General features: G+C 73.2%; 19 protein-coding genes and 2 pseudogenes. 10 read left to right on the top strand and 11 right to left on the bottom strand.

Annotated features, from left to right (window positions below; translation table 11 throughout):
• Positions 1-60: 60 nt before the first annotated feature.
• Complete coding sequence (locus OTB16_RS05235) at positions 61-615, bottom strand: EF-hand domain-containing protein (protein WP_267718664.1); 555 nt, start codon at positions 613-615, stop codon at positions 61-63.
• Positions 616-939: 324 nt separating this feature from the next.
• On the opposite strand from OTB16_RS05235, the gene OTB16_RS05230 reads away from it, so the two are divergent.
• Positions 940-1,467 carry a hypothetical protein gene (locus OTB16_RS05230; protein WP_267718663.1) on the top strand — a complete coding sequence of 176 codons (528 nt, stop codon included), beginning with the start codon at positions 940-942 and terminating at the stop codon, positions 1,465-1,467.
• A gap of 84 nt (positions 1,468-1,551) precedes the next feature.
• Complete coding sequence (locus tag OTB16_RS05225; RefSeq protein ID WP_267718662.1) at positions 1,552-2,985, top strand: alpha/beta hydrolase family protein; 1,434 nt, start codon at positions 1,552-1,554, stop codon at positions 2,983-2,985.
• A 224-nt stretch (positions 2,986-3,209) separates the two neighbouring features.
• Here the strand turns inward: OTB16_RS05225 and OTB16_RS05220 are convergent, their stop codons facing one another.
• The gene (locus OTB16_RS05220) at positions 3,210-5,033 is read right to left on the bottom strand and encodes a glycoside hydrolase family 3 protein (protein ID WP_420717622.1); all 1,824 of its coding nucleotides are present in this window, start codon (positions 5,031-5,033) and stop codon (positions 3,210-3,212) included.
• Positions 5,034-5,043: 10 nt separating this feature from the next.
• Entirely contained in the window at positions 5,044-6,000 is a 957-nt protein-coding gene (locus OTB16_RS05215) for a LysR family transcriptional regulator (protein ID WP_267718661.1), read from the bottom strand.
• Between the two features lie 100 nt (positions 6,001-6,100).
• On the opposite strand from OTB16_RS05215, the gene OTB16_RS05210 reads away from it, so the two are divergent.
• Positions 6,101-7,057 carry an EamA family transporter gene (locus OTB16_RS05210; RefSeq protein ID WP_267718660.1) on the top strand — a complete coding sequence of 319 codons (957 nt, stop codon included), beginning with the start codon at positions 6,101-6,103 and terminating at the stop codon, positions 7,055-7,057.
• On the opposite strand, the pseudogene OTB16_RS05205 reads toward OTB16_RS05210, so the two are convergent.
• A pseudogene (locus OTB16_RS05205) lies at positions 7,008-7,505 on the bottom strand (GNAT family N-acetyltransferase); the annotation flags it as partial. The gene OTB16_RS05210 and the pseudogene OTB16_RS05205 sit on opposite strands and share 50 nt — an antisense overlap.
• Positions 7,506-7,646: 141 nt before the next feature.
• Positions 7,647-8,222, bottom strand: a complete 576-nt coding sequence (locus tag OTB16_RS05200) for a DUF937 domain-containing protein (RefSeq protein WP_267718659.1) — start codon at positions 8,220-8,222, stop codon at positions 7,647-7,649.
• A gap of 289 nt (positions 8,223-8,511) precedes the next feature.
• Between OTB16_RS05200 and recD2 the strand changes: the two genes are divergently transcribed.
• Together recD2 and OTB16_RS05190 are read left to right on the top strand one after the other, a co-directional pair.
• Positions 8,512-10,764 carry an SF1B family DNA helicase RecD2 gene (gene recD2, locus OTB16_RS05195; RefSeq protein WP_267718658.1) on the top strand — a complete coding sequence of 751 codons (2,253 nt, stop codon included), beginning with the start codon at positions 8,512-8,514 and terminating at the stop codon, positions 10,762-10,764.
• A 182-nt stretch (positions 10,765-10,946) separates the two neighbouring features.
• Positions 10,947-12,236 carry a citrate synthase gene (locus OTB16_RS05190; RefSeq protein WP_267718657.1) on the top strand — a complete coding sequence of 430 codons (1,290 nt, stop codon included), beginning with the start codon at positions 10,947-10,949 and terminating at the stop codon, positions 12,234-12,236.
• A gap of 391 nt (positions 12,237-12,627) precedes the next feature.
• Here the strand turns inward: OTB16_RS05190 and OTB16_RS05185 are convergent, their stop codons facing one another.
• Positions 12,628-14,907: a heavy metal translocating P-type ATPase gene (locus OTB16_RS05185; RefSeq protein WP_267718656.1), complete on the bottom strand. Its 2,280-nt coding sequence runs from the start codon at positions 14,905-14,907 to the stop codon at positions 12,628-12,630.
• Between the two features lie 158 nt (positions 14,908-15,065).
• Positions 15,066-15,305 (bottom strand): heavy-metal-associated domain-containing protein, encoded by a 240-nt coding sequence (locus OTB16_RS05180; protein ID WP_267718655.1) that lies wholly within the window; start codon positions 15,303-15,305, stop codon positions 15,066-15,068.
• A gap of 165 nt (positions 15,306-15,470) precedes the next feature.
• Here OTB16_RS05180 and OTB16_RS05175 point away from each other — a divergent pair.
• Positions 15,471-16,604, top strand: a pseudogene (locus tag OTB16_RS05175) (cation:proton antiporter).
• Here OTB16_RS05175 and OTB16_RS05170 read toward each other — a convergent pair.
• On the bottom strand, positions 16,582-17,310 hold the full coding sequence (locus tag OTB16_RS05170) for a TetR/AcrR family transcriptional regulator (RefSeq protein ID WP_420717621.1): 729 nt from the start codon (positions 17,308-17,310) through the stop codon (positions 16,582-16,584). The pseudogene OTB16_RS05175 and the gene OTB16_RS05170 overlap by 23 nt on opposite strands.
• Positions 17,311-17,440: 130 nt before the next feature.
• Here OTB16_RS05170 and OTB16_RS05165 point away from each other — a divergent pair, with 130 nt between their 5' ends.
• Positions 17,441-19,750 carry an MMPL family transporter gene (locus OTB16_RS05165; RefSeq protein WP_267718653.1) on the top strand — a complete coding sequence of 770 codons (2,310 nt, stop codon included), beginning with the start codon at positions 17,441-17,443 and terminating at the stop codon, positions 19,748-19,750.
• Positions 19,751-19,810: 60 nt separating this feature from the next.
• Here OTB16_RS05165 and OTB16_RS05160 read toward each other — a convergent pair whose 3' ends face one another.
• The 3 genes from OTB16_RS05160 to OTB16_RS05150 all read right to left on the bottom strand — a co-directional run bounded on the left by OTB16_RS05160 (position 19,811) and on the right by OTB16_RS05150 (position 22,205).
• Positions 19,811-20,011: a helix-turn-helix transcriptional regulator gene (locus tag OTB16_RS05160; RefSeq protein WP_267718652.1), complete on the bottom strand. Its 201-nt coding sequence runs from the start codon at positions 20,009-20,011 to the stop codon at positions 19,811-19,813.
• A gap of 246 nt (positions 20,012-20,257) precedes the next feature.
• The gene (locus OTB16_RS05155) at positions 20,258-21,268 is read right to left on the bottom strand and encodes a Gfo/Idh/MocA family protein (RefSeq protein ID WP_267718651.1); all 1,011 of its coding nucleotides are present in this window, start codon (positions 21,266-21,268) and stop codon (positions 20,258-20,260) included.
• 22 nt (positions 21,269-21,290) lie between these two features.
• The gene (locus OTB16_RS05150) at positions 21,291-22,205 is read right to left on the bottom strand and encodes a sugar phosphate isomerase/epimerase family protein (RefSeq protein ID WP_267718650.1); all 915 of its coding nucleotides are present in this window, start codon (positions 22,203-22,205) and stop codon (positions 21,291-21,293) included.
• A 288-nt stretch (positions 22,206-22,493) separates the two neighbouring features.
• Here OTB16_RS05150 and iolC point away from each other — a divergent pair, with 288 nt between their 5' ends.
• From iolC to iolD, 3 genes are read left to right on the top strand one after another with little or no spacing between them, the layout of a single operon-like run.
• The gene (gene iolC, locus OTB16_RS05145) at positions 22,494-23,417 is read left to right on the top strand and encodes a 5-dehydro-2-deoxygluconokinase (RefSeq protein ID WP_420717632.1); all 924 of its coding nucleotides are present in this window, start codon (positions 22,494-22,496) and stop codon (positions 23,415-23,417) included.
• Between the two features lie 7 nt (positions 23,418-23,424).
• A complete protein-coding gene (gene iolB, locus OTB16_RS05140) occupies positions 23,425-24,315 on the top strand; it encodes a 5-deoxy-glucuronate isomerase (protein WP_267718807.1) in 891 nt (296 codons plus the stop codon).
• Entirely contained in the window at positions 24,312-26,186 is a 1,875-nt protein-coding gene (iolD, locus tag OTB16_RS05135) for a 3D-(3,5/4)-trihydroxycyclohexane-1,2-dione acylhydrolase (decyclizing) (RefSeq protein WP_267718649.1), read from the top strand. Before iolB ends, iolD begins: the two co-directional genes overlap by 4 nt.
• The last annotated feature ends 7 nt before the right edge of the window (positions 26,187-26,193 follow it).

Raw genomic sequence — 26,193 nt, 5'->3', positions numbered from 1 at the left:
GTCAGGGCCGGGGCCCGGGTGTCGGGTGGCGGGCCCCGGAACCGGGGCCGCCGCCCGGCCTCAGAGCTCGCCGAACAGCAGGTTGCCGGGGGCGTCCTCGTCCGTACCGGTGTAGTACTCGCGCACGGCGTCGAGGAGTTCGTCCACGGTCAGGTACCCGTCGTGGTTCTTGTCGATCCGCGCGAAGAGCGCGTCCGCGGCCGCGGGGTCCAGCTTCGTGTCGAAGGCCAGCTGCGCCTTGTGGAACTCCTCCGGGCTGATGTGCCCGTCGCCGTTGGTGTCGACCACCGTCAGGATCGCCTGGACCATCGGGCGGAAGGACCGGTCGTACGCGGCGCCGTCGTCCTGGAAGAGGCGCGTCATGCCCTGCTTGTACTCCGCCTGCGTGAGCTTGTGGTCCTTGTCGACGTCCAGCTCCTTGAACAGCTCGACCCAGAAGTCGACCAGCCCGCCCATGACCTTTGCCGCCTTGGGCGAGTCCGCCGGCTCGTCGAGGGCCGTGAGCAGGCGGGAGCCGAGCCCGATGATGTCGTGCTCGTCGATGACCCGGTCGTCGTTGACGTCCAGGTGCGTGAAGGCGCGCTCCAGCTTGCGGTCGAGCAGGTCGTTCGTCATGTCGGTGGCCTTTCGCGGCTACGGTGGGCGGTCGTCCGGTCGCCTAGCGTAATCTCCTCGGTGATCGCGAACTCCCGCTCTTCCGCTGGGAAGTTGTGGGTGCACTCGTACGAGGGGGGGGCGCCCGGCCCGACGGGCCGACGCCCACGGGGTCCGGCGGACGGGCTCGCCCGGTAAGGGGCGGTTCGGTCGGGTTCGGGTAGGCCCGTGCCGGTCGTCGCGCCGCGGATGCTTGTCCGTTGCAACCTTCCGGGCGGCCCGAACGTCGTACGTGCGTGCGCGCGTTGTACGTACGACCGATCGGGGGACTGGGTGTTGCCACAGGTGCGGAGGAGGCGCGGACGGTGGACCGTCGCGCTGGGGGTGTTCACGGCGGCGCTCTCGCTGTGCGCCGGCGGGCTGTCCGCGGCGTCGCCCACGGAGGCCGTGCCCGCGCGGATCGGGAGCGGGCAGGTCATGCCCGCGCAGGCCGGGAACGGGCAGGGCGTGTACGGGCAGGGCGTGTACGGGCAGGGCGTGTACGGGCAGGGCGGGAGCGTGCGGGCCGGGAAGGTCCGGGCGGCGGGCGAGGGGTGTGGCGGCCGGCTGGCGCGGACGCTGCCGTTCTCGACGGGTGAGGTGCGGATCTACAAGAGCCGCACCCAGGCCTGTGCGATGGCGGTGGCCCGCGTTCCCGGCGAGCGCCGTCCGATGGAGGTGAGCATCCAGCCGCGGGGCGGGGCGCCGGTCCGGGACGCGGGGCGATTCACCCGGTATGCCGGTCCTGTCACCGTCGGCGCGATCAGCCGCTGCGTGTATGTGAAGGGGAGCGTAGGGGCCGGATCTGTCGATTCCGGCTGGATTCTGTGCTGACGGAGCGACCCAACTAGGTCTGGTCAGACGCATGTTCGCCCAGCTAGGTTCACGGCGACCGAAGTGAACTCAAGGGGAGGGTGCATGCGCAAGACGCTCGGATGGCTGCTGTCACTCGTGGTGCTGATCGGCACCATGGGTGCGGCGGGCTCCACGGCACAAGCGGCCACCGCCGCGGGGCCGGCCGCCGCCACGGACATCAAGGACCAGATCCTCGGCATCCCGGGGATGAGCCTGATCGAGGAGAAGCCGTACCCCGGTTACCGCTTCTTCGTACTGAACTACGAGCAGCCGGTCGACCACCGGCAGCCGTGGAAGGGCACCTTCAAGCAGCGCCTGACCCTGCTCCACAAGGACGTGTCCCGGCCGACGGTGTTCTTCACCTCCGGCTACAACGTCAACACCAGCCCGCGCCGCAGCGAGCCGACGACCATCATCGACGGCAACCAGGTGTCGATGGAGTACCGCTTCTTCACGCCCTCGCGGCCCGACCCGGCCAACTGGGCCAACCTGGACATCTGGCAGGCCGCCAGTGACCAGCACCGCCTCTTCGCCGCCCTGAAGAAGACCTACACGAAGAACTGGCTGGCCACGGGCGGCAGCAAGGGCGGCATGACCGCCACGTACTACGAGCGCTTCTACCCGCGCGACATGGACGGCATCGTCGCGTACGTCGCGCCCAACGACGTCGTCAACAAAGAGGACTCGGCCTACGACCGGTTCTTCAACAAGGTCGGCACCAAGGAGTGCCGCGACCGGCTGAACGCCGTGCAGCGCGAGGCGCTCGTGCGCCGCGAGCCGCTGGAGGCCAAGTACGCGGCGGCCGCCGCCGAGAACGGCTGGACCTTCACCACCGTCGGCACCCTCGACAAGGCCTACGAGGCCGTCGTGCTCGACTACGTGTGGGCCTTCTGGCAGTACAGCCTGCTCGCCGACTGCTCCACGGTCCCGGCCGCCGCGACCGCCTCGGACCAGGAGATCTGGGACACCATCGACGCGATCTCCGGCTTCTCGGCCTACGCCGACCAGGGCCTGGAGACGTACACGCCGTACTACTACCAGGCGGGCACCCAGCTCGGCTCGCCCGACATCAAGCAGCCCCACCTCAAGGGCCTGAGCCGCTACGGCTACCAGCCGCCGCGCAACTTCGTGCCCCGCTCGATCCCGATGACCTTCCAGCCGGCGGCCATGGCGGACGTCGACCGCTGGGTCCGGAACAACGCGAACCAGATGCTGTTCGTGTACGGGCAGAACGACCCGTGGGGTGCCGAACCGTTCCACCTCGGCTACGGGGTGCGCGACAGCTACGTGATGACCGCCCCCGGCGCCAACCACGGGGCCAACGTCGCCAAGCTCCTGGACGGCGAGCGGACCCTGGCCACCGCGAAGATCCTCCAGTGGGCCGGGGTGGCCCCGGCCGCCGCGCTCGCCGACACGGGCAAGGCGGCGCCGCTGGCGGCGCCGGACGCGCAGCTCGACCAGCGCGACCTGGAGCGCGAGCCGCAGCTGCGGCCGTAGCCGGGGGTGAGCCCGGGCAGGTGAGCCCAGGGGGCGTGTCCGCACACGGTGCGGGCACGCCCTCACCCGTGTCCCGTGTCCCGTGTCCCGTGTCCCGTGTCCCGTGTCCCGTGTCCCGGGGGCCGTTCGCCGGTTCGCGCGGCGCCGGTTCGCCCGTCGCGGGTCTCGCGGCGCCGTGCGCGCCCGCCGGGCGCCGGGCGCCGATCGCCGCCGGGCGGCCGCCGTCAGGGGTACGCCAGTCCGTGGCCCAGCGGGTAGCGGCCCGGAACCGGGACCGGGAGGCGGCCCGCGGGGCGTACCGCACCGGTGATCACCCGGGCCGCCGCGCGCATCTCCACGTCCGTCCAGCAGTACGTGGCCAGCTCCGCCGCGCACTGCGGCAGCCGGGCCGCGTCGTACGGGTTGCGGATCGCCACCGCGACCACCGGGACCCCGGACGCGACGAGTTCCGCCACCAGCGCGCGCTGGGGGCTGTCCCCCCCGGGGACGTTGTACGTGCACACCAGCACCGCCGAGTGCCCCGGCGCCGCGGCTTCGGCCCGCTCGGGCGCCACCGCGGCGGCCCGGCAGCCCAGCGCCGTCAGCTCCCGGGCCAGTACGGCCGTCGGGGGACCCGTGGTGCCGGTGGGGGACACCGGGTCGGCCCCGGTGACCAGCAGCCGGGGCGCGGCCGAGGCGTCGAGCGGGAGCAGCCCGGCGCGATTGGCCAGCAGGGTCGTCGTGCCGGCCGCGATCTCGTCGGCGGCGGCCAGGTGCTCCGGGGAGCCGACGACGGAACCCGCCCCCGCCGCGGTGACCGCGGGCGCCCCGAACAGGCCGCGGCGGGCCTTCAGTTCCAGGACGCGCAACACCGACGCGTCGATCCGCGCCTCGGTCAGCTCGCCCGCCTCGACGGCCGCCAGCACGCTGCGGTGAGCGAGCCCCAGGTCCGGCGGGTTCAGCAGCTGGTCGCAGCCCGCGAGCAGGGCCAGGACCGGCACCCGCTCGTCCCCGTACTTCTGGCGGACCCCGGCCATGTCGAGGGCGTCGGTGACCACCACCCCCCGGAAGCCGAGGCGTTCGCGCAGGATGCCGGTGACGATGGGGCGCGAGAGGGTCGCGGGGTCGCCGGAGGGGTCGAGGGCGGGGAACACGATGTGCGCCGTCATGATCGCGTCCACGCCCGCCTCCACCGCGGCCCGGAAGGGCGGCTCGTCGAGCTCCTCCCAGACGGCCCGGCTGTGGCGCATCACGGGCAGCCCGACGTGGCTGTCGGTCTCGGTGTCCCCGTGGCCGGGGAAGTGCTTGGCGGTGGCGGCCACCCCGGCTCCCTGGTAGCCGCGGACCTGTGCGGCGACCAGGGCGGCCACGGCGCGCGGGTCGGAGCCGAAGGACCGTACGCCGATCACCGGGTTGGCCGGGTTGACGTTGACGTCGGCCACCGGCGCGTAGTCCTGGCGGATGCCCATGGCGGCCAGCTCGGTGCCCGAGATCCGCGCGGCCCGGCGGGCGTCGGCGGGGGAGCCGCCCGCGCCGAGCGCCATCGCCCCCGGCAGCAGGGTCGCGGGCCGGCCGATACGGGCGACCGCCCCGTGCTCCTGGTCGGTGGAGAGCAGCAGCGGGATCCGCGCGCCGCTGCCCAGGGCGGCCCGCTGGAGGCCGCCGGAGAGCTCCGCGATCTGCCGCGGGTCACGGGTGTTGTGGGCCCACGCGAAGTAGACGATCCCGCCGAGGTGGTAACGGGAGACCAGCTCGGCGGCGGTGCGGACCCCGAACAGCGCCAGGTTCCGCTCGGCGTCCGCCGGGTCCGGGTCGGTCGCCGAGTGGCCGTACGCCCGGGACACGAAGAGCTGCCCGACCTTCTCGGCGAGGCTCATCCCCTCCACCAGGCCGCGCATCCGGGCCCGGTCGAGGTGCCGGCCCGGCGGTCCGCCGGGGGCGCGGCCGGGGGCGCGCGGGTCGTCGGGGACGCGGCGGGCCCCCGCGGTCGCGGAGGCGGCCCCGGCCACCGTGACGGCGGCCAGGGCGGCCGCGGCGAGCAGGGTCCGGCGGGAGGCGTGGTCCGTCACGCGCCGGACCCTACTGCCGGGCCGGGGCCGGGGCGTGACGGACACTCGGGAGGTCCCCCGGACGGGCCGCCGCCGCGGCCCAGTGTTCCCGCAGGGTCCGTACGGCCTCGGTGATGGCGGGCCGGCGGGCGGCCCCGGTCCGCCACAGGGCGTACAGCCGGCGCACGGGCCCGGGCTCCAGCGGTACGGCCACCGCGCCCGGCGGCAGCGTGCCCGTGCCCAGGCGGGGGACGACGGCGATGCCGAGCCCGGCCGCGACCAGGGCGACGATGGTGTGGTTCTCCTCGGCGACGTGCGCGATGTCGGGCTCGAAGCCGGCCGTCCGCAGGGTCCGCACCAGCCAGTCGTGGCAGACGCGGCCGGGCGGCTGGCACACCCAGCGCTCCCCGCCCAGATCCGCGCGCAGGATCACCTCGCGGCGGGTGAAGGGGTGCCCGGCCGGGACCACCAGGTCGCAGAGGTCGTCGCCGATCACCGCCTGCTCGATCCCCTCGGGGGCGGGCAGCGGGGCGATGTCCCAGTCGTGGGCCACCGCCAGGTCGGTGACGCCCCGGACCACCAGGTCGACCGACAGGTGCGGGTCGACCTCCGTGAGGCGTACGTCGAGCGCCGGGTGCCGTGCGGCCAGGTCGGCCAGCACCCCCGGCAGCAGCCCGCGCGCCGCCGAGGCGAACGCGGCCACCGTCAGCAGCCCGCCGGGCTGCCCGCGGCGCTCCTCCAGGGTGGTTTCGGCCCGCTCCACGATCGCCAGCAACTCCTGCGCCGTGTCGGCCAGATGGCGGGCCTCCTCGGTGAGGGCGACGCCGCGCCCGCGGCGCTCCAGCAGCCTGGTGCGGGTCTCCCGCTCCAGCTTGGCGATCTGCTGCGAGACCGCCGAGGGGGTGTAGCCGAGGGCGGCCGCCGCGCCCGCGACCGAGCCGTGGACGGATACGGCGTGCAGGGCGCGGAGGCGGGCGAGATCGAGCATGTCCCCATCGTGGCAGTCCGGCCATTCGGTAGCAATGCTTCATCCATCGCGGAAGGAACTCGCGCTGGTGCTACATCCTCCGGGCGTCGATGCTCGAACCATGCGTCCCGTACACACCGCGCTCGCCGTGCTCGTCGCCGCCGTCTGGGGCGTCAACTTCGTCGTCATCGAGATCGGACTCGACCACTTCCCGCCGTTGCTCCTGTCCGCCCTGCGCTTCCTCGCCGCCGCGCTGCCCGCCGTGTTCTTCGTCGGGCGGCCCAAGGTCGCCTGGAAGTGGATCCTCGGGGTCGGGGCGGCTCTCGGCATCGCCAAGTTCGGCCTGCTGTTCACCGGGATGGCCGCCGGGATGCCGGCCGGGCTGTCCTCGCTGGTGCTCCAGATCCAGGCCGTCTTCACCGCGGTCCTCGCCGCCGTCGTGCTGCGCGAGCGGCCCGGCCGGGTGCGGGTGGCCGGCATGGGGGTCGCGCTCGCCGGGATCGCCGTCGCCGCCGTCGACGGGGGCACCTCGGGGCCGGTGCTCGGCTTCGTCCTGGTCGTCGCGGCCGCCGCCTGCTGGGGCGTCTCCAACGTGCTGACCCGCAGGGCCTCGCCGCCCGACGCCCTGAACTTCATGGTGTGGGTGTGCGCGGTCCCGGTGCTGCCGCTGTTCGCGCTCTCGCTGCTGCTGGAGGGGCCGGAGCGGGACCTGGCCGCGCTGCGGGCCCTGGACTGGTCGGGGGCCGCCGTCATCGGGTACGTCGCCTGGGTGTCCACCGTCTTCGGCTTCGGCGCCTGGGGCTACCTGCTGCGGCGCTACCCGGCCTCCTCGGTGGCGCCCTTCTCGCTGCTGGTCCCCGTGTTCGGGATGTCCTCGGCCGCGCTGGTGCTGGGGGAATCTGTCTCGGGCACGCGCTGGCTGGCGGCGGCGCTCCTGGTCGGCGGGGTGGCACTGACCTCGCTGACCCCCGCGCGGCGTTCGGACCGTACGGGGGTCGGACCGGACCGTACGGGGGTCGGTCCGGACGTCAGCGCGGGGAGCCCTCCTGCAGCGGCAGTCGCCAGTCCTGTCCCGTGAGGGCGACCCCGTACGAGCGGTGCGGGCGCTCGGCGACCAGGGTGAAGCCGGCGTGCAGGTAGAGGGAGCGCGCCGAGGCCAGCACGTCGTTGGTCCACAGGACCAGCTCGCGGTAGCCGACCGAGCGGGCGAAGGCCACGACGGCGCCGACGAGCAGGGTCCCGATCCCGTGGCCGCGGCCGGCGGGCTCCACCAGGAGCAGCCGCAGCCGCGCGGTCCCGGGCGCGGCGTCCTCCCGTACGCACATCACCGAGCCGACCGGGCGGCCGTCCAGTTCGGCGATCCAGACCCGTTCCAGGTACGGGTCGTGGTCCTCGGCGAAGTCCGCGACGATCCGGGCCACCAGGCCCTCGAACTCGGTGTTCCAGCCGTACTCCGCGGCGTACAGCGCGCCGTGCCGCTGCACGATCCAGCCCAGGTCGCCGGGCTCGGGGGCCCGCAGCCGCACGGGTGCCTTCTCGGGCGTGTCCATGGCGTCCGAGGATAGCGGGGCGCCGGCGGGGGACAAGCGCGGAGGGCGGTCCGGGTACGGCTCCCGCCGCCGTCCGGACCGCCCTCCGCGTACCCGCGGGGCGTTACGCCGTACGGGTCACTTCCTGCCGCCGCCGAGGATCTGGCCCAGCAGGTCCCCGAGTCCGCCGCCCTCCGGGCCGGTGCCCCTCGCCGGGCCCGTCCCCGGGCCGGACGCCGGGGCGCCGCCGGACGCCGGGGCGCCGCCGGCCGCGGGGGTTCCCGCCGCCTTGCCGGAGGCCGCGCGCTTGGCGAAGACCGCCAGCAGCACCGGGATCAGCAGCTCGATCACGCGGCTGATGGCGGGCGCGGGGATGCCGGTCTTCTTCGAGACGGCGCTGGCCACCGGCTTGCTGACCTTGGCGAGCACCCCGGCCATCATCCCGCCGGACAGCATTCCGCCCAGGCCGCCGCCCAGGGTGGACACGCCCTGCAGCGGGGGCTCCGCCACCTCGGCGAAGGCCTGGCGGACCTCGACGCCGTCGTCGTCGTCGGCCGCCGCCTTCTCCTGCAGACCGCCGGTCATGGCACCGACCGTCTCGGTGACGGTGTCGCGGGCGCCGTTGGTGTCCGTGCCGAGGAGCCCGGCGATCTCGGTCAGCTTGTCGTCGCCGAGTTCCTGGAGCACGTCGTCCTGCAATGAAGGTTCGCTCATGACGGAAACGCTACTTCTGCGGCGATTTGACGGCACCTCGGACCCGCCCTCGGTAACGGAACGGTAAAGCTCCGGATCCGGGTGCAACCCCGCGCGGGAATCGCGGGTCGTATGGTGCGTCGGGACTTTCGGGAGGGGATCTGGGGGGATCGGGAAGTCCGACACGGGAGGGGTAACCGTGAGGGGGTCCGGCCGCGAGGCCGGGCCCCCTTCTGGTGTCCCGGGCCCGTCCCCTGCGGTTTTCCACAGGAGCCCCGCGCTGTCGGCGCCGGACGGTAGCTTTCGGTCCATGGCAGCGGACGGGGCGGCAGCGGCACAACCGGCAGTGGTCGATGGGGTGCTCGAGCGCATCACCTACGCCAACGAGGACACCGGGTACACGGTCGCCCGCGTCGACACGGGCCGCGGCAGCGGCGACCTCCTCACCGTCGTCGGCTCGCTCCTCGGCGCGCAGCCCGGCGAGTCGCTCCGGATGGAGGGCCGCTGGGGCTCCCACCCGCAGTACGGCAGGCAGTTCACGGTGGAGAACTACCGCACCGTGCTCCCCGCCACCATCCAGGGCATCCGGCGCTACCTCGGCTCCGGCCTGATCAAGGGCATCGGCCCGAAGATCGCCGACCGGATCGTGGAGCACTTCGGCACCGACACCCTCGACGTCATCGAGGACGAGCCGAAGCGGCTCATCGAGGTGCCGGGGCTCGGCCCCAAGCGGACCAAACTGATCGGCGCCGCATGGGAGGAGCAGAAGGCCATCAAGGAGGTCATGGTCTTCCTCCAGGGCGTCGGCGTCTCCACCTCCATCGCCGTGCGCATCTACAAGAAGTACGCCGACGCCTCCATCTCCGTGGTGAAGAACCAGCCCTACCGGCTCGCCGCCGACGTCTGGGGCATCGGATTCCTCACCGCCGACCGCATCGCCCAGGCCGTCGGCATCCCGCACGACAGCCCCGAACGGGTCAAGGCCGGGCTCCAGTACGCCCTGTCGCAGTCCACCGACCAGGGGCACTGCTTCCTGCCCGAGGACCGGCTCATCGCCGACGGGGTCAAGCTGCTCCAGGTGGACACCGGGCTGGTCATCGACTGCCTCGCCGAGCTCGCCGCAGACCCGGAGGGCGTCGTACGGGAGCCCGTGCCCGACCCGCAGGGCGGGCCGGACCCGCTGACCGCCGTGTACCTGGTCCCCTTCCACCGCGCCGAGCTGTCGCTGGTCGGGCAGGTGCGCCGGCTGCTGAACGCCGAGGACGACCGGATGCCCGGCTTCCGGGACGTGGACTGGGACAAGGCCCTGGGCTGGCTCGCCTCGCGGACCGGGGCCTCCCTCGCCCCCGAACAGAGGGACGCGGTGAAGCTGGCCCTCACCCGCCGGGTCGCCGTCCTGACCGGCGGGCCCGGCTGCGGCAAGTCCTTCACCGTGCGCTCGATCGTCGAGCTGGCCCGGGCCAAGAAGGCCAAGGTCGTGCTCGCCGCGCCCACGGGACGGGCCGCCAAGCGGCTCTCGGAACTCACCGGGGCCGAGGCCTCCACCGTGCACCGGCTGCTGGAGCTCAAGCCGGGCGGGGACGCGGCGTACGACCGGGAACGGCCGCTGGACGCGGACCTGGTCGTCGTCGACGAGGCCTCGATGCTGGACCTGCTGCTGGCCAACAAGCTCGTCAAGGCCGTGGCGCCGGGCGCCCACCTGCTGCTGGTCGGGGACGTGGACCAGCTGCCGTCGGTCGGCGCGGGGGAGGTGCTGCGGGACCTGCTGGCCGAGGGCGGCCCGGTGCCCGCCGTACGGCTGACCCGGATCTTCCGGCAGGCCCAGCAGTCCGGGGTGGTCACCAACGCCCACCGGATCAACACCGGCCTGCCGCCGATCACCGACGGGCTGCCGGACTTCTTCCTCTTCGCCGAAGAGGACACGGAGGCGGCCGGGGCGCTGGCCGTGGACGTGGCCGCCCGCAGGATTCCCGCCCGGTTCGGACTCGACCCGCGCCGCGACGTCCAGGTGCTCGCCCCCATGCACCGCGGCCCGGCCGGCGCCGGAAACCTCAACGCCCTGCTCCAGCAGGCCATCACGCCGGCCCGGCCGGACCTCCCGGAGAAGCGGTTCGGCGGCCGGGTCTTCCGGGTGGGCGACAAGGTCACCCAGATCAGGAACAACTACGAGAAGGGCGTCAACGGCGTCTTCAACGGGACGCTCGGCGTGGTCACCGCCCTCGACCCGGACGAACAGCGCCTGACCGTACGGACGGACGAGGACGAGGAGATCGGGTACGAGTTCGCCGAACTCGACGAGCTGGCCCACGCGTACGCCGTCACCATCCACCGTTCCCAGGGGAGTGAATATCCGGCCGTGGTGATCCCGGTCACCACCGGGGCCTGGATGATGCTCCAGCGCAATCTGCTCTACACGGCGGTGACCAGGGCGAAAAAACTGGTCGTCCTCGTCGGGTCACGGAAGGCCCTGGGGCAGGCGGTGCGTACGGTTTCCGCAGGCAGGAGGTACACGGCGGTCGCTGCCAGGCTGTCCGGCCGGATACCGGTGGGAAACATCACCTAGATGATCGATCATTTGGGGTTCCCGGTGCCGGTGCGAAGGGGCAGGATGAGCAGCTTGGCGGCACTCAGTGCCGTCGAAAGAACCAAATGCCGACCCCGAGTGCACTCTCCTGCGCCAAATGGGGGAAGGTAGTGGCAGTCAGGGCACCTCGAAGAAGAGGCACTACGTCGGTGAGGGATGACGTGAGCGACAACTCTGTAGTACTCCGGTACGCGGACGGTGAATACACCTACCCGGTGGTCGAGAGCACCGTCGGTGACCAGGGCTTCGACATCTCGAAGCTGCGGGCCCAGACCGGGCTCGTCACGCTGGACAGTGGCTACGGCAACACCGCGGCGTACAAGTCCGCGATTACCTACCTCGACGGCGAGCAGGGGATCCTGCGCTACCGCGGCTACCCGATCGAGCAGCTGGCCGAGCGTTCGACCTTCATCGAGGTCGCGTACCTGCTGATCAACGGGGAGCTGCCGACCGTCGACCAGCTCGCGTCGTTCCGCAATGAGATCACCCAGCACACGCTGCTGCACGAGGACGTGAAGCGCTTCTACGACGGCTTCCCGCGTGACGCGCACCCGATGGCGATGCTGTCCTCCGTGGTCAGCGCGCTGTCGACGTTCTACCAGGACAGCCACAACCCGTTCGACGAGAAGCAGCGCCACCTCTCGACGATCCGCCTGCTGGCCAAGCTGCCGACGATCGCGGCCTACGCGTACAAGAAGTCGGTCGGCCACCCGGTGGTCTACCCGCGCAACGACCTCGGCTACGTCGAGAACTTCCTGCGCATGACGTTCTCCGTGCCGGCCCAGGAATACGACCTGGACCCGGTCGTGGTCTCGGCGCTCGACAAGCTGCTGATCCTGCACGCGGACCACGAGCAGAACTGTTCGACCTCCACCGTGCGTTTGGTCGGCTCCTCGCAGGCGAACATGTTCGCCTCGATCTCCGCCGGCATCTCGGCCCTGTGGGGCCCGCTGCACGGTGGCGCCAACCAGTCCGTCCTCGAGATGCTCGAGGGCATCAAGAACGACGGCGGCGACGTCGACGCCTTCATCCGCAAGGTGAAGAACAAGGAAGACGGCGTCCGCCTCATGGGCTTCGGACACCGCGTCTACAAGAGCTTCGACCCCCGGGCGAAGATCATCAAGGCCGCGGCGCACGACGTCCTCTCGGCGCTCGGCAAGAGCGACGAGCTGCTCGACATCGCGCTCAAGCTGGAAGAGCACGCGCTGGCCGACGAGTACTTCGTCTCGCGCAACCTCTACCCGAACGTGGACTTCTACACCGGTCTCATCTACCGGGCCATGGGATTCCCGACCGAGATGTTCACCGTGCTCTTCGCGATCGGCCGCCTTCCCGGCTGGATCGCCCAGTGGCACGAGATGATCAAGGAGCCGGGTTCCCGCATCGGCCGCCCGCGCCAGATCTACACCGGCGAGGTCCTGCGCGACTTCGTTCCCGTAGAGAGCCGCTGAGCCGGGGCCTCCGGGCCGCGGCGGCATCCGCGCGCCGAACACGGGCGCGCACGCACAGGCAGGGAGAAGCGCCCCGCCGTCGATCCCCCCACGGGTCGACGGTCGGGGCGCTTTCCTTTCCCCGGTACGGATTCCCCCCACGGGATCCGATCCGGGGCGTTCGGTGTCTGCCGGGACCCGTTCGGGTCGGGAGGGCCGCTCAAGGCTTCCCGCGGCACGCGTCCCGGCCGGCCGATGCCACGGACATCCCCCAAGACGTCCGTGAGACGTCCCCCAAGACGTCCCTGGCATCGCCCCATTAGACCCACGACGACCCCGGATGGTTACGTCGCGATCACTGTGATCTGCGTCTCGCGTGAAGGAACTGTGGCGGGGATGCGAAGGTGATCCACTAGCGGAAGGACCGCAACCGGAGGCTGTTGGTCACCACGAAGACCGAGGAGAAGGCCATCGCGGCCCCCGCGATCATCGGGTTGAGCAGTCCGGCGGCCGCCAGCGGCAGGGCCGCCACGTTGTAGCCGAAGGCCCAGAACAGGTTCCCCTTGATCGTGGACAGGGTCCGGCGGGAGAGCCGGATCGCGTCCGCCGCAACCCTCAGGTCGCCCCGTACGAGGGTCAGGTCGCCGGCCTCGATGGCCGCGTCGGTGCCCGTGCCCATGGCCAGGCCCAGGTCCGCCTGGGCCAGCGCGGCCGCGTCGTTGACCCCGTCGCCGACCATGGCGACCGTACGGCCCTCGGCCTGGAGCCGCTTGACCACGTCGACCTTGTCCTGCGGCAGCACCTCGGCGATCACCTCGTCGATGCCCACCGCGCGGGCCACCGTTTCTGCCACGGCCTTGTTGTCACCGGTCAGCAGCACCGGCGTCAGGCCGAGCGCGCGCAGCCGGGCCACCGCCTCGGCGCTGGTCTCCTTGACCGCGTCGGCCACGGTCAGCACCCCGCGCGCCGTTCCGTCCCAGGCCACCAGGACGGCGGTGTCGCCCGCGGCCTCGGCGGCCGCCAGGGCCCCGGCGAGCGCCTGAGGCAGTTCGACCGACCGCTCGGCCAGCAGCCGGGCGCGGCCCACCAGGACGGCGTGGCCGTCGACCACGCCCCGGACGCCCAGCCCGGCGAGGTTCTCGAAGCCCTCCGGCGTCGGCAGCCCCCCGGGAAGGCCGGCGGCGCCCGCCGCGACCGCCCGGGCGATCGGGTGCTCGGAGGCGTGCTCCAGCGCTGCGGCGAGGCGGAGCAACTGCGAGGGGTCGACGCCCTCGGCGGGGTGGACGCCGGTCAGCGCCATCCGGCCGGTGGTGACCGTACCGGTCTTGTCCAGGACGACGGTGTCCACGCGGCGGGTGGACTCCAGCACCTCGGGGCCCTTGATCAGGATGCCGAGCTGCGCTCCCCGGCCGGTGCCGACCATCAGCGCGGTCGGGGTGGCCAGGCCCAGGGCGCAGGGGCAGGCGATGATCAGGACGGCCACGGCGGCCGTGAAGGCGGCGGTGGGGTTGTCGGTGGCGAGCAGCCAGCCGACCCAGGTGCCGAGGGCGAGGACGAGGACGACGGGGACGAAGACGGCGGAGATCCGGTCGGCGAGGCGCTGCACCTCCGCCTTGCCGTTCTGGGCGTCCTCGACGAGCTTCGCGATCCGGGCCAGCTGGGTGTCGGAGCCGATCCGGGTGGCCTCGACGACCAGGCGCCCCGAGGTGTTGACGGTGGCGCCGGTGACGGCGTCCCCCGGGGCCACCTCGACCGGGACCGACTCGCCGGTCAGCATCGAGGCGTCCACGGCGGAGTCGCCCTCGACGACCACGCCGTCGGTGGCGATCTTCTCGCCGGGGCGGACGACGAACCGGTCGCCGACCGCGAGCGAGCCCACCGGGACGCGGACCTCGGCGCCGCCGCGCAGGACGGTGACGTCCTTGGCGCCGAGCCGCAGCAGGGCCTTGAGGGCCGCGCCCGACTTCCGCTTGGCGCGCGCCTCCAGGTAGCGGCCGAGCAGGATGAACGTGACGACGCCGGCCGCGACCTCCAGGTAGATGGCGGAGGAGCCGTCCGTCCGGGAGATCGTGAGGTCGAAGCCGTGCCGCATGCCGGGCATGCCCGCGTGGCCGAAGAACAGGGCCCACAGGGACCAGGCGAAGGCGGCGAGCGTGCCGACCGAGACCAGGGTGTCCATGGTGGCGGCGCCGTGCCGGGCGTTGGTCCAGGCGGCCTTGTGGAAGGGGAGGGCGCCCCAGACGACGACGGGGGCGGCGAGCGTCAGGGAGAGCCACTGCCAGTTGTCGAACTGGAGCGCCGGGACCATCGCGAGCAGCACGACGGGGGCGGCGAGGACGGCCGAGACGAGCAGCCGGGTGCGGAGCGCGGCCGACTCGGGGTCGGCCGCCTCCGGGGCACCGTCCGCTCCGGCTCCCGGGCCTCCCGCGGCCTCCGGCTGTGGTTCCGGTTCCGGCGGCGGGGGTTCCTCTGCGGTGTACCCGGTCTTCACGACGGTCGCGATCAGATCGGCGACCCGGACGTCACCCGCGTACGAGACCTTCGCCTTCTCGGTGGCGTAGTTCACCGTCGCGGTGACCCCGTCCATCCGGTTCAGCTTCTTCTCGATGCGGGCCGCGCAGGAGGCGCAGGTCATTCCGCCGATCGTGAGCTCGACCGCCGCTATGGGTCCGTCGTGCACTGTGCTGGTCATGTTCCGGGCTCCAGGGGGAGGGCCGGGCGGTACGGAACCAGTATGAGCTGGCCGGTGCCGCCCGGCGGGGTGCTGCGGGTGCTGCGGGGGGCGGGGTGCCGCCCGGGTGGGGTGCTCCGGCGGCCGGGTGCCGCCCGGGTGGGGAGCGGTGGCGCCGGTTACGGCTGGGCGGGGCCGGCGAACTCGTAGCCCGCCTCGTCCACGGCGGCGCGTACGTCCTCGTCCGCCAGCGGGGCCGCGGAGACCACGGTGACCTCGCCGGTCGCGGCGACGGCCTTGACCGAGCTGACGCCGGGCAGGGCGGAGAGCTCCGTGGTCACCGCGCCCTCGCAGTGCCCGCAGGTCATGCCGGTCACGCGGTAGACGGTGGTGGTCCGGGTGTCCGTCTCGGCGTTCATGTCGTTCTCCTCATGAGGGGTGGGTCCGGTCGCCGGGGGCGGCGGATTTCTCCAGCCTGTTCCTCCGACACTTCGAGACTATACCCCTAGGGGGTATCAAAGCGAGGATACGCGCCCGTTCTTTTGGGGTGGACGATATGGGCGAGGTGTATGTAAATGGCGGATATGGATCAACCGGGAACCCTCGTTCTGATCATGGCCGCCGCCGTGCTCGCCCCGCTCCTCGCCTACGGGTTCTCGCGCTGGCTGGCCGTGCCGCTGGTCATCTTCGAGATCCTGCTCGGCATCCTCATGCGGCCCGACGTGCTCGGATGGGCGAGCTCCGGGTAGGTGATCGACGTACTGAGCCAGCTCGGCCTCGCCATGCTGATCTTCCTGGGCGTCTACATCGGCACCGCGCTGACCAGCACCGCGCTCGGCGCCATCCTGCCGGTGCTCAGGGATGCCGGGGACCTCAAGAGCCGGTTGGGCACGGTGATGATGGCGATGGGGTCGGTCGGCGAGTTCGGGCCGATCATCGCCATGGCGCTGCTGCTGAGCGGGCGGGCGCCGGCCCGCTCGGCCGCGCTGCTGGTGGCCTTCGGGCTGCTGACGGCGGCGGCGGTGTTCTGGGCGCTGCGGCCCAAGCCCCCTTGGTTCTCCCGCGTCATCGCCAGGACCCTGCACAGCAGCGCGCAGTTCGCGGTACGGCTGGTGATGCTGATGCTGGTGGGAATGCTGGCGCTGGCCCAGGCGCTCGGGCTCGACATCCTGCTCGGCGCCTTCGCGGCCGGACTGATCACCCGGCTGGTGCTCCAGGGGGCCGTGCCGGAGAGCAGCGGGACGGTGCTGTCGAAGGTCGAGGCGCTCGGCTTCGGCTTCCTGGTGCCGCTGTTCTTCGTGGTCACCGGGATCGAGTTCGACCTGGAGGCGCTGCTCGGGGGCGGATGGACGCTGCTCCTGGTCCCGGTGTTCCTGCTGCTGTTCGTGGTGGTGCGGGGGCTGCCGATGTGGCTGCTGGCCCCGCGGGACCTCGGGCGGCGGGACCGGTCGGCGCTGGTGCTGTTCGGTTCCACGGCGCTGCCGCTGGTCGTGGCCATCGCGACGATGGGGGTCCAGGACGGGAAGGTCGAGCCGGGGGAGGCGGCGGCGCTGGTGGGGGCGGGGATGCTGTCGGTACTGGTGTTTCCCCTGGTGGGGCTGCGGCTGCGGGCGGGCTCCGGGACGGGGAGCGGGTCCGGGTCGGGGAGCGGGTCCGGGTCGGGGAAGGGGCCGGGCGCCCGGCGCCCGGACCGGGTCATCGAGAGCGAGTCGTGGTGACCATGGGTTCCAGGTAGCGGAGCAGAACGGTCTTCAGCTCAGCGGTGTAGGCGGCGCGCTCCGGTCCCTCGTGGGCGAGGATCAGGTCCAGCGACGACTTGAAGATGCCCAGGATCATGTTCGAGGTGTGGGTGAGCTCGGCCGGCGTGGCGGCGGGGGCGAAGCCGTGCAGGACGGCCTCGATCCGGGTGAGCAGGTTGCAGTGCAGCTCCTCGTGCTCCTGCGTGATGCCCGGGACGCCGGAGCCGTGCATCAGCGCCCAGAACGCCGGGTTCTCGCAGTTGAAGGCGATGACCGGGTCCAGGACGGCGTCCAGCAGTTCGGGCAGCGGCCGGTCCAGGTTCTCGGGCAGGAAGGCCTGGCCGTGCGTCTCGTGGGCGCGCTGGAGCAGCTGGCCGCCCAGCTCGATCGCGATGGCCTCCTTGTTCGGGAAGAACTGGTAGAGCGTGCCCGGTGAGACCCCGGCCTCGCGCGCGATGGCGTTGGTGCTGGCCGCGGCGTATCCGGTACGGCAGAACACGCCCGCGGCGGCGGCCAGGAGCTGGCTGATCCGCCGCTCGCCGCGGGCCTGGCGGCGGCGGGGGGTCGCGGTCGTGGCTGCGGCCGTGGTCACTGTGGCCGTGGCCGCAGCCGTGGCCGCTGCCTTGTCGGATGGCGGGGGTGCTTCTGCCTCTTCTGCCGTTTTGTCCTGGGGTGTCCCCGGCATGTCCAATCCCTTGCTTCCCGTGGGTGATTGACAAACGCGAGGGGTCGCTCGCATTCTGAATGAACGCGAGCGACTGCTCGTATTCGCCAGTGTATTCAGCCTGGCAATCAGGTGAAGGGGACACCGAGTCATGTCCGAAGTCAAGAATCCGCCGTCGCCCGGGGAGAGCGGCAGGTGGACCCGGATCGTCACGGCCCGGCCGCGGCTCTCGCTGCTGCTCGCCCTGGTCGTGACGGCGCTGGCCGTGTTCGCGGGCGGCGGCGTCGCCGACCGGATGGGCAGCGGCGGCTGGGAGGACCCGGACGCCCAGTCCACCCGTGCGGCCTCGGTCCTGGAACGCGAGTTCCCCGGCTCCCAGCCCAACCTGCTGCTGCTGGTCCACGCCCGTGAGGGCGCCGCCGGAGTGGACGATCCCGCCGTCGCGGCCGAGGCGGAGCGGCTGACGGTGCGGCTCGCCGCCGAGCAGGGGGTCGCCGGCGTCGGCTCGTACTGGCGCACGCCGTCACCCGCGCTGCGCTCCGAGGACGGCGGACAGGCGCTGATCGCCGCCCGGGTGACGGGCGACGAGAAGACCGCCACCCGGGTGCTCGACCGGCTCGCCCCGCGCTACCAGGGGGACCACGGACCGCTCAGGGTCTCCCTCGGCGGGCAGGCCGCGGTCCAGCGGGAGGTGACCGCGACGATCCAGGAGGACCTGCTGCGCGCCGAGCTGATCGCCCTGCCGGTGACGCTCGTGCTGCTCGTCCTCGTCTTCGGCAGCGCGGTGGCCGCCCTGCTGCCGCTCGGCGTCGGCATCGTGGCCGTCCTCGGGACGAACGCGGTGCTGCGCGGCCTCACCGAGTTCACCGACGTCTCGGTCTTCGCCCAGAACCTGACCACCGCCCTCGGGCTCGGACTCGCCATCGACTACGCCCTGTTCATCGTGCGGAGGTTCCGCGAGGAACTCGCCGCGGGCCGGGACCCGGTCGGCGCCGTCGGGGCGACGCTGCGCACCGCCGGCCGCACCGTGCTGTTCTCGGCGCTGACCGTCGCCGTCTCGCTCTCGGCGATGCTGTTCTTCCCGATGTACTTCCTGCGGTCCTTCGCCTACGCCGGGGTCGCGGTCGTCCTGCTGGCGGCGGGCGCCGCGCTGATCCTGCTGCCCGCGGCCCTGGTCCTGCTGGGCCACCGGGTCAACTCCCTGGACCTGCGCGCGCTGTGGCGCCGGGGCCGGCGTACCGCAGGAGTTCGGGAGGCCGGGGAGACCGGCCGGGGCTGGGCGCGGACGACCGCGCTGGTGATGCGGCGCGCCCCGCTGTTCGCGGTGGCCACCACCGCGGGGCTGCTGCTGCTCGGCCTGCCGTTCCTCGGGGTGAAGTTCGGCACCGTGGACGACCGGCAGCTGCCGGCGACCGCCGAGTCGCACATGGTCCAGCAGCAGATCCGGGACGGCTTCCCGGGCAGCCCCGGAGGCGGGCTGATCGTGCTGGCCGAGGGGGCGGCGGGACCCGGGGACCTCACCGCGTACCGGGACCGGGTGGGCGCACTGCCCGGGGTGGTCCGGATCGACGGCCCGGTGAGCGCCGGCCCCGGCTCGCCGTACGCCTACTTCTCGGTGGCCGCCGACGGCGAGGCTGTGGGGCCGCAGGCACAGGACCTCGTCGGCGAGGTGCGAGAGGTGGACGCGCCCTTCGAGACGTCCGTGACCGGACAGGCGGCGGTCCTCGTGGACGCCCAGGACGCCATAGCGGAGGAACTGCCCGCCGCCCTGGCCCTGGTGGTACTGGCCACGCTGCTGCTGGTGTTCCTGCTCACCGGGAGCGTCCTGATACCCATCCAGGCGATCCTGCTCAACGCGCTGAGCCTGACGGCGATGTTCGGGGCGGTGGTGTGGGTCTTCCAGGAGGGCAACCTCTCGGGCCTGCTCTCCTTCACCTCGACCGGTGACATAGAGACCACGCTGCCGGTGCTGATGTTCTGCATCGCCTTCGGACTCTCCATGGACTACGGGGTGTTCCTCATATCCCGGATCAAGGAGGAGTACGACCGCACCGGGGACCACGAGGGAGCCGTGAGCGCAGGACTGGCCCGCACCGGCGGACTGATCACCGCGGCCGCCGTGATCCTGGCGGTGGTGATGGTGGCCATCGGCACCTCGCGGGTGACCAACACGAAGATGCTGGGGCTCGGAATTGCCCTGGCGGTCCTGATGGACGCCATGGTCGTACGGAGCCTCCTGGTCCCCGCGGTGATGAAGCTGACCGGGAAGGCCACCTGGTGGGCACCGGGACCGCTGCGCCGGATGCACGAGCGGTTCGGGCTGAGCGAGGGGGAGGCCGCCGCGCCGGCGCCCGGTCCGGGAGCGGGTCCCGAGGCGGGTCGGGGGCCGGGGGCGGGCCCAGGTCCGGGGCCCGGGGCGGGGGCCGGAGAGGCTGAGCGGATACCTGCCGGGGCCCGGTAGGTCCCGTCCGGCCCCGGGCCCCCGGGCCCCGGGCGCTGGTGGGGGCCCGGCCGGGGGTGGTCAGTCCTCGCGGCGGCCCCGGTTGCCCGGGCGGCGGGCCACCCAGGTGCGGATGGTGTCGGCGTACCAGTAGGGCTTGCCGACCTCCACGTGGTCGGGTGCGGGAAGCAGCCCGTGCTTGCGGTAGGAGCGGACGGTGTCCGGCTGGACCCGGATGTGGGCGGCGATCTCCTTGTACGACCACAGCTGTCGGTCGCTCATGCACGACACCTCCTCGTCCACGCCGCGGAGCCGGCCGGGAGGCCGTCGGGGGAGCCGGCGCGTGGACACTGACGATCACTCGAGTTGTGCCCGGGGAACGACGCAGGGTGAGGGCAGGGGAGGGGCTGTCGACCGCCTGTGACGGAAAACCCGCGTAATGCGGATATGCGTGACACAAGCGGGACCCCTGTGACAGATGCGACGCACCGGTCCGGCGGCGGGGCGGCCCGTCGGGCCGGAGCAGGGTCAGCGGTACAGGGGCGGGCGTTCCACCAGTTCGACCGTGGTCCGTACGCCGCCGCGCGCCGCCGTCAGGCCGGCCTCCGAGACGGCCGACGCCGCGTACCCGTCCCAGGCGTCCGGTCCGGCCACCCGGCCCCGCGCGGCCGCGGCCACCCAGCTCCGCAGCTGGCGGTCGTAGGCGTCGGCGAAGCGCACCGTGAAGTCCTGCGGGATCTCCCCGCCCCACCGGCCGGCCGCCTGCACGACCATCGCGTGCCCGTCGCCGATCAGGGCGCTGCCGGACTCGCCGACCGCCTCGCACCGCACCTGGTACCCGACACCGCAGTTGACGAAGATCTCCACGTCGACGACGGCCCCGCCGGAGGTCTCCAGCAGGACCAGCCGGGGGTCGCGCAGCCCCTCGGGCGCCGCCGAGGAGGGGGTGGGGGAGAGCACGGACACCGCCGTGACCTCCTGCCCCAGCAGCCAGCGCGCCGCGTCCACCTCGTGCACCACGGAGTCCGTGATGAGCATGTCGCTGGTGAAGAAGGAGGGGGAAGCCGCGTTGCGGTGCCGGCAGTGGAGGAAGAGCGGCCGTCCGATCCCGCCCGCGTCCAGCAGCTCCTTCAGCCGCTCGTACTCGGCGTCGTACCGCCGCATGAACCCGACCTGTACCAGGCGCCGCCCCAGCCGCTGTTCGGCCTCCATGATCCGCAGGGCGCCCGCCGGGTCCGGGGTCAGCGGCTTCTCGCACAGCACCGGCAGCCCCCGCCCCAGGGCCGCCAGGATGGCCTCCTCGTGGGCCGGTCCGGGGGAGGCGATCAGTACCGCGTCCACCCCGGGCGCGGCTATCGCGGCCGCCGGGTCGGTGTACGCGGCGGCCCCGTCCAGGGTGCCCGCCACCTCCTTGACACGGTCCCCGTCCGGATCGGCCAGGGCCACCACCCTGGCCCCGCCGACGGTCCGTCCGATCCGGCGGACGTGGTCCGCGCCCATCTTCCCGGTGCCGATGACGGCGATGCCGAGCGTGCTCATGTGGTGATTCCCTTCCGGAGGGTCAGCGGGCGCCGCAGGAGCGCAGGTAGGCCAGGGTGCGCCGGGCGATCGGCAGCGGCCGGCCGGGCGGGCAGGGGTACATGTCCTGCTCCACGATCGCGAACAGGTCCACCCCGAGCCGCTGGGCCGCCTCCAGCACCGGCTCCAGGTCCGGTACCCCCGACGGCGGCTCGCACATCACCCCGCGGGCGACCGCCGGACCGAAGGGGACCCCCTCCGCGACGACTTCGGCGAGGACGCGCGGGTCCACCTGCTTGAGGTGGAGGTAGCCGATCCGTTCCGCGAAGGTCTCGACGGCCCGGACGCTGTCGCCGCCGCAGTACGCGTAGTGCCCGGTGTCCAGGCAGAGGGAGACCAGGTCCGGGTCGGTGGCGTCCAGGAACCGGGCCACGTTCTCCGGGGTGTCGACGTGGGTGTCGGCATGCGGGTGCACGACGATCCGCAGTCCGTAGCGGTCCCGGACCTCCCGGCCCAGCCGCTCGGTCTGGGAGGTCAGGTCGCGCCACTGGCCGGCGCTGAGCGTGCGGTCCTCGCGCACCTCCCCGGTCTTGTCGTCCCGCCAGAAGGAGGGGATGACGACGAGGTGGGCCGCGCCCGCGGCCCGGGTGAGCGCCGCGATCCGCGACACGTGCTCCCAGGTGTCCTCCCACACGGCGGGCCCGTGATGGAGTCCGGTGAAGACGGTTCCCGCCGAGACGCGCAGCCCCCGCCGGGCCGTCTCCTCGGTGAGGCGGCCGGGATCGGTGGGCAGGTAGCCGTACGGGCCGAGTTCGATCCACTCGTACCCGGCGTCGGCGACCTCGTCGAGGAACCGCTCCCAGGGGGTCTGGAGGGGGTCCTCGGGGAACCAGACACCCCAGGAGTCCGGAGCCGAACCGATGCGGATACGGGTCAACGCGGGCGGGGAGGACGTCATAGCGGCCACCTTAGGGTGCGAGGCCCGGGGGGACGGCGAAGAGGACGGTGAAGGCGGTGCGCAGAACGGCGTAGGGCGGTGCGCGCGGTGGCGTAGGGCGCGCACGGTCCGGCGCACGGGGCGGCGCGCGGCGCGGGCGACGGCCCGGGCGGCGCGCCGCGGAGGACGGCGCCACGACGGCGCGGAGGCGGCGCGCGCGGCGGAGCGGGAGACGACGACGTGAACGAGCGAGTGGGAGGAGTGGCAGTGACAGTGACCGGCGACCCGTTGGGCTTCGACCTGATCACGATGGGGCGGATCGGGGTGGACCTCTACCCGCTGACGACCGGCGTGCCGCTGGCCGAGGCCGACACCTTCGGCAAGTTCCTCGGCGGCTCCCCGGCCAACGTGGCCGTCGCGGCCGCCCGCCTGGGGCGCCGGACCGCGGTGGTCACCCGGACCGGAGCCGACCCCTTCGGCGGGTACCTGCGCGCGGAGCTGCGCCGCCTCGGCGTGGACGACCGGTGGGTGTCCGAGGTCGAGGGGCTCCCCACCCCGCTCACCTTCTGCGAGATCTTCCCGCCCGACCGCTTCCCGCTCTACTTCTACCGCCTGCCGAAGGCGCCCGACCTGGAGATCGAGGCCGACGAGCTGGACCTGGACGCGGTCCGGGCGGCCCGGGTCTTCTGGATGACGGGGACGGGCCTGAGCGAGGAGCCGAGCCGCTCCGCCACCCTCGCCGCGCTGGAGGCCCGCTCCAGGGCCGGGACCACGGTCTTCGACCTGGACTGGCGGCCGACGCTGTGGCGGGAGAAGGCGGAGCCGCACTACGAACGGGCGCTGGCCCTGGCCACGGTGGCCGTCGGCAACCAGGAGGAGTGCGCGATCGCCACCGGCGAGTCCGAGCCGTACGCGGCGGCGCGGGCCCTGCTCGCCGCCGGTGTGGAGCTCGCGGTCGTCAAGCGGGGCCCGGACGGGGTACTGGCGGTGCACCGGGACGGCTCGGTCGCCGACGTCCCGCCCGTCCCGGTGGAGGTGGTCAACGGCCTCGGCGCGGGCGACGCGTTCGGCGGCGCGCTCTGCCACGGGCTGCTCGCCGGATGGGACCTGGAGCGGACGGTGCGGTACGCGAACGCGGCCGGCGCCATCGTGGCCACGCGGCTGGCCTGTTCCACCGCGATGCCGTTTCCCGACGAGGTGGAGGAGGTGCTCGGCCGTGCCGGTGGTGTCTGAGTGGGGGATGGAGTGGACGAGGCTGCTCGTGCTCGCCCTCGAACCGGGGGAGACGTACGCGCACCCGTGCGGGGACGCGGAGTGGATCGTGCTCCCGCTGTCCGGGGCCTGCCAGGTCAGCGTCCGCGACGCCGGCCAGGGTCCGGGCCCCGGCCCCGGCACCCCTCGTGGCTCCGGCCCGGCCCCCGGCCCTGGCGCCGGTGCGTACGGCTTCGCACTCCGAGGCCGCCCCGGGGTGTTCGGCGGGCCCACCGACTTCGCCTACCTGCCCCGGGACGCGCACGCGACCGTCACCTCCGCCGCGGGCGGCCGGTTCGCGCTCGCGGGGGCACGCTGCGAGCGCCGCCTGCCCGCCCGGTACGGCCCGGCCGCCGGCGTCCCCGTCGAGCTGCGGGGCGCCGGGAACTGCTCCCGACAGGTCAACAATTTCGCCGCCGCCGACTCCTTCGCCTGCGACCGGCTCATCGCCGTCGAGGTGCTCACCCCCGGCGGCAACTGGTCCTCGTACCCGCCCCACAAGCACGACGAGGACCGTCCCGGCGAGGAGTCCCGGCTGGAAGAGATCTACTGGTTCGAGATCGCCCCCCACGGCGACACCCCCGGCATCGGGTACCAGCGGGTCAGTCCCTCCCCGGCCGGGAAGACCGACATCCTCACCGAGGTGCGCACCGGCGACGCCGTGCTCATCCCGGACGGCTGGCACGGCCCGTCCATCGCCGCGCCCGGGCACGACATGTACTACCTGAACGTGATGGCGGGCCCCGGCCGCACCCGGGAGTGGCTCATCCGGGACCACCCCGACCACGGCTGGATCCGCGCCACCTGGCCGGGCGCGGAGACCGACCCCAGGCTGCCCTTCCCCGGGGCGCCCTTTCCCGAGGCGGAGGCCCCCCGATGAGACTCACCGTCGCGCAGGCCCTCGTCCGCTTCCTCTCCCGCCAGTACACCGAACGCGACGGGCAGCGCCACCGGCTGATCGCCGCCACCTGGGGGATCTTCGGCCACGGGAACGTCGCCGGCGTCGGGCAGGCGCTGCTGGAGGCGGGCCCGCAGGCGATGCCCTTCCTCCAGGGACGCAACGAGCAGGCCATGGTGCACGCCGCCGTCGGGTACGCCCGCCAGTGCGGGCGGCTTTCCGCGCACGCCGTCACCACCTCCATCGGGCCCGGCGCCACCAACCTCGTCACCGGCGCCGCCCTCGCCACGATCAACCGGATCCCGGTGCTCCTGCTGCCCGGGGACACCTTCGCGACCCGTCCCGCCGACCCCGTGCTGCAACAGCTGGAGGTGCCGTACGCGGGGGACGTCTCCGTCAACGACACCCTGCGGCCCGTCTCCCGCCACTTCGACCGCGTCACCCGGCCCGAGACGCTGATCCCGGCGGCCCTCCAGGCCGTACGGGTGCTCACCGATCCCGTGCAGACCGGCGCCGTCACCCTCGCGCTGCCGCAGGACGTGCAGGCGCAGGCGTACGACTGGCCCGAGGAGTTCTTCGCCGAGCGGGTCTGGCGCGTGCGCCGGCCCCGGCCCGACCGGTCCGAGCTGGCCGCGGCCGCCGCGGCCGTACGGGGTTCCGCGCGCCCCCTGATCATCGCCGGCGGCGGCATCCGCCACAGCGACGCCCGGGCCGCCCTCGCCGCGTTCGCCGAGGCCACCGGCATCCCGGTCGCCGCCACCCAGGCGGGCAAGGGCGCCCTCCCGCACGGCCACCCGGCCGACGTCGGCGGCATCGGGCACACGGGCACCGCCGCCGCCGACGACCTCGCCCGGGAGGCCGACCTGGTGATCGCCGCCGGGACCCGGCTGACGGACTTCACCACCGCCTCCGCGACCCTCTTCCAGAACCCCGCCGTCCGGTTCGTCGGCCTCAACCTGGACCCGTACGACGCCCACAAGCTCGCCGCCCGGCCGCTGGTCGCCGACGCCCGCGAGGGTCTCGACGAACTCCGGGAGGCGGTCTTCGGCCACCGCGTCGCCCCCGCGTACGAGGAGGCGTACCGGCGGGGCCGGGCCCGGTGGGAGGCCCGCGTCCACGAGGCCTACGCCGTATCCGCCGCCGACGAAGACCTCCCGCCCACCCAGACGCAGGTGCTCGGGCTGCTCGACGCGCTCGTCGACGGCACGGACATCCTGGTCAACGCGGCCGGCTCGCTCCCCGGCGACCTGCACAAGCTGTGGCGGACCCGCTCGGCGGACCAGTACCACGTCGAGTACGGATACTCCTGCATGGGCTACGAGATCCCGGCCGCGATCGGCGTGGCGCTCGCCGCGCCCGGCCGGCCCGTGTGGGCGCTCGTCGGCGACGGGACGTACCTGATGAACCCGACCGAGCTCGTCACCGCCGTGCAGGAGGGCGTCCCGGTCAGGGTGGTGATCCTCGACAACCACGGCTATGCCTCCATCGGCGGCCTGTCGGAGGCCGTCGGCGGGGAGGGCTTCGCCACCGCGTACCGATTCCGGGCGCCCGACTCCTCGTACACCGGGGATCCCCTTCCGGTGGACCTCGCGGCGAACGCGGCCTCCCTCGGGATGGCCGTCATCCGCGCCCGCACCGTGCGTGACCTGCGCGAAGCCCTCGCCGAGGCCCGCTCGGCGACGCGTCCCACATGTGTCTACGTACAGACCCGAACGCCCGACACTGTGTCGGGCCCACCCCCGGCACAGGCGTGGTGGGATGTTCCTGTGGCCGAGACCGCGACCCGCGAGGCGGCGGCCGAAGCCCGTGAAGCGTACGACCGGCAAGCCGCGCAGCGACGTCGCCATCTGTGAAGGAGCA

Origin of the sequence: Streptomyces antarcticus, from assembly GCF_026627255.1 — a bacterium.
GTDB lineage: Bacteria > Actinomycetota > Actinomycetes > Streptomycetales > Streptomycetaceae > Streptomyces > Streptomyces antarcticus.
Note: the sequence above shows the minus strand (reverse complement) of the source record. Positions and strands in the feature narration are given on the sequence as shown.